4 protein-coding genes are annotated in these 2,768 nt (G+C 77.5%); 2 read left to right on the top strand and 2 right to left on the bottom strand.

Annotation, left to right across the window (positions count from 1 at the left end; genetic code table 11):
- Nucleotides 1–2: 2 nt before the first annotated feature.
- Complete coding sequence (locus tag ACIQOV_RS36040) at nt 3–941, bottom strand: NADP-dependent oxidoreductase (protein ID WP_401055028.1); 939 nt, start codon at nt 939–941, stop codon at nt 3–5.
- A 136-nt stretch (nt 942–1,077) separates the two neighbouring features.
- On the opposite strand from ACIQOV_RS36040, the gene ACIQOV_RS36045 reads away from it, so the two are divergent.
- Together ACIQOV_RS36045 and ACIQOV_RS36050 are read left to right on the top strand one after the other, a co-directional pair.
- Entirely contained in the window at nt 1,078–1,488 is a 411-nt protein-coding gene (locus ACIQOV_RS36045) for a winged helix-turn-helix transcriptional regulator (protein WP_401055029.1), read from the top strand.
- Nucleotides 1,489–1,680: 192 nt separating this feature from the next.
- Complete coding sequence (locus tag ACIQOV_RS36050) at nt 1,681–2,070, top strand: hypothetical protein (RefSeq protein WP_401055030.1); 390 nt, start codon at nt 1,681–1,683, stop codon at nt 2,068–2,070.
- A 32-nt stretch (nt 2,071–2,102) separates the two neighbouring features.
- Here the strand turns inward: ACIQOV_RS36050 and ACIQOV_RS36055 are convergent, their stop codons facing one another.
- The gene (locus ACIQOV_RS36055; RefSeq protein WP_401055031.1) at nt 2,103–2,705 is read right to left on the bottom strand and encodes an AAA family ATPase; all 603 of its coding nucleotides are present in this window, start codon (nt 2,703–2,705) and stop codon (nt 2,103–2,105) included.
- Between the last annotated feature and the right edge of the window lie 63 nt (nt 2,706–2,768).

The raw sequence follows: 2,768 nt of genomic DNA on the forward strand, positions 1-2,768 counted from the left end.
GGTCAGGGGGTGAGGACCAGGCGGCCGCGCAGGTGGCCCGCCTCCAGGCGGCGGTGGGCGTGGGCGGCGCGGGCGAGGGGGAGGGTGTCGGCGACCCGCAGGGTGAGGCGGCCGTCGGCGGCGAGGGCGCAGAGGCGGGCGAGGGCGGGGCCGTCGGCGGTGATCCACACGTTGGCGACCCGGATGCCGCGCAGGGCCGCCGGGGCGCTGCCGGCCGCGACCGCGACGAAGGCGCCGCGACCGCGCACCGCGCCCAGCGCCCGCACGCCCAGCAGGGCGGCGTCGATCGCGCCGTCGACCCCGCCGGGCACCGACTCCCGTACGGCGGCGGCCGCATCGGGCGCCGTGCGCGGCACGAACCACTCGGCGCCCAGCCCGCGCACCAGCCGCTCGTCGCCCTCCCCGGCCAGTGCGACCACCCGCAGGCCGCGCAGGACGGCCAGTTCGACGGCGAAGCCGCCGACCGCGCCCGCGGCGCCGGTGACCAGGACGGTGGAGCCGGCCGGAAGGTCGAGCAGGTCCAGGGCCTGCAGCGCGGTGAGGCCGTTCAGTGGCAGCGTCGCGGCCTGCGCGAGGGTGGCGCCCGCCGGGGCGGGCGCCAGGGTGTCCGCGTCCAGGACGACCTGGTCGGCGTAGGTGCCGAGGTCGGTGTCCAGGCGGTCGCGCAGGCCCACCACCGGCTGCCCGAGGGCGAATCGCGTCACGCCGGGGCCGACGGCGTCCACCGTCCCGGCCACGTCCCAGCCGATGCCGGTCACCGCCCGGGGCGCCATCAGCCCGGCCCCGGCGAGCACCCCGGAACGGGTGACCGCGTCCACCGGGTTGACCCCGGCCGCCGCCACCCGCACCCGCACCTGCCCGCGGCCCGGCTGCGGCAGCGCCACCTCCACCAGCTCCAGCACCTCGGGACCACCGAACTCCCGCACCACCACGGCACGCATCGCACCCACACCCCTCACGCCTCGGCTCGCGCCATCGGCTCACGCATCGGCAACTCCACCCAACCTAAGGAGAGTTACTCTCCATGGGGAAGGACGCACCCGAAGGTGCGTACCGTACGGAAAGGAGAGTGGGCCGGTGCCCACCACGACCGCCGCCCAGCGCCGCGCCGCCGAGGCCGCCGACTACGACGCCTACCTCGCCGAGTGCCCGGCCCGCCAACTCCTCGACCGGATCGGCGACAAGTGGGCCAGCCTCGTCGTCAACGCCCTCGCCGACGGACCGCTGCGCTACAGCGGCCTGCGCCGGCGCCTGGCCGGGGTGAGCGAGAAGATGCTCACCCAGACCCTGCGCGCCCTGGAACGCGACGGCCTGGTCGTGCGCACCGTCACCGCCGGGGTGCCGGCCCGCGTCGACTACGCGCTCACCGCGCTCGGGCGCGACCTGCTGCCGCTCATGCGGCAGATCAAGGCCTGGGCCGAGTCCCACATGCCGCAGGTGCTCGCGGCGCGCGCCGCGTACGACGACGGGCGCCGGGCGCCGGGATGACCCGAACGCCGCCCCCGGCCGGGCGGGCCGACGGGCCGACGGGCCGGGTGGGCCAACCGGCCGGTGGGGGAGGCGGACCGGGGCGCAACCTCCGGTGGGCCGGCTCGTTGGGCCGTACAGGTCGGACCGACCGACCGACCGACCGGCCGGGGCGGGAGCGCGCCGCCCCCGGCCCTGACGGATGGGGATGTCATGACCGACACCGACACCGCCGCGGGCTCCGCGGTCCGCAGCGGCAGCCCGGACTCCGCGGTGGACCGGGTGGCCGACTTCTACGGCGCCTACGTCGACGCCGTCTCCGACGGCACCGACGACCTGGGCGACCAACTGCGCTCCCACTACCTCACCGAGGACTTCCGTCAGCGGCTGGCGGCCTGGGAGGAGGCCAACCACGCCGACGGCGTGCTGCGCGCCCAGGACGTGCCCACCCGCTGGGAGGTGCGCCACCACGACTCGGGCGCCGGGCACCTGTTCACCACCGTCACCCTGACCTGGGGCACCGGCCCCGACGCCGGGCACACCCGGCTGGCGGTGCAGAGCGACCTGAGTACCAGGCTGATCTCGGACATCGAGGAGGGCTGACCGGGCCCGCCGGACGCCCGCCCCGGCCGCTGTCACGCCAGGGCGGCGGCCAGGCGCTCGGGCAGGGTGGCGTACGGGCGGCAGTCGACCACGGGCAGCGCGTGGGCGCGGGCCTGGTCGGCGAGCCAGGTGCTGTAGCGGGCGCTGACGGCGGCGCGCTCGGGCTGCGGGCCCGAACCGGGCTCGCGGTCGGCGTAGTTGGCGCCGATGCGCCGCGGGTCGTCCTCGTGCAGGAAGACCGCGCGCACGCGCCGGCCCTGCCCGGCGGCCTCGGCGGCGGCGCGGGCGGCGGCGGCCGGGGTGAGGTAGTCGCCCTCCACGATCGCGGGCACGTCCACGGTGAGCCGGTTGCGCACGACGCCCAGCAGCGCGTCGTCCAGGGCGCGGGCGGTGGCGATCTGGAGCTCCAGGACGCGGTCGGCGGGCAGTGCGTCGGGGTCGGGCACGGTGGCGAAGTGGTGCAGGCCGGGGTGGCCGGCGGGGGTCGTGGCGGCCTGGAGGGCGGCAACGACGTCGTCGAACTCGACCACGAACGCGCCGTGCCGGGCGGACAGGCGGGCGGCGGCGCGGCTCTTGCCGATGCCGGACGCGCCGCCGATCAGCAGGACGTCCCACGGGCTTTCGTCGGTATGCATACCGGCACGGTAAGCGGTCCGGGGTGCGGGTGGGCTCCGTGGGGTGGGGGAGGCGGCCCGGCG

Source organism: Kitasatospora sp. NPDC091257 (genome assembly GCF_044757675.1).
Lineage (GTDB): Bacteria > Actinomycetota > Actinomycetes > Streptomycetales > Streptomycetaceae > Kitasatospora > Kitasatospora lactacystinica.

Coding starts and splice junctions, on each gene's coding strand:
- ACIQOV_RS36055 (WP_401055031.1), bottom strand. CDS start 2,705: ATGCATACCGACGAAAGCCCGTGGGACGTCCTGCTGATCGGCGGCGCG.
- ACIQOV_RS36040 (WP_401055028.1), bottom strand. CDS start 941: ATGCGTGCCGTGGTGGTGCGGGAGTTCGGTGGTCCCGAGGTGCTGGAG.
- ACIQOV_RS36050 (WP_401055030.1), top strand. CDS start 1,681: ATGACCGACACCGACACCGCCGCGGGCTCCGCGGTCCGCAGCGGCAGC.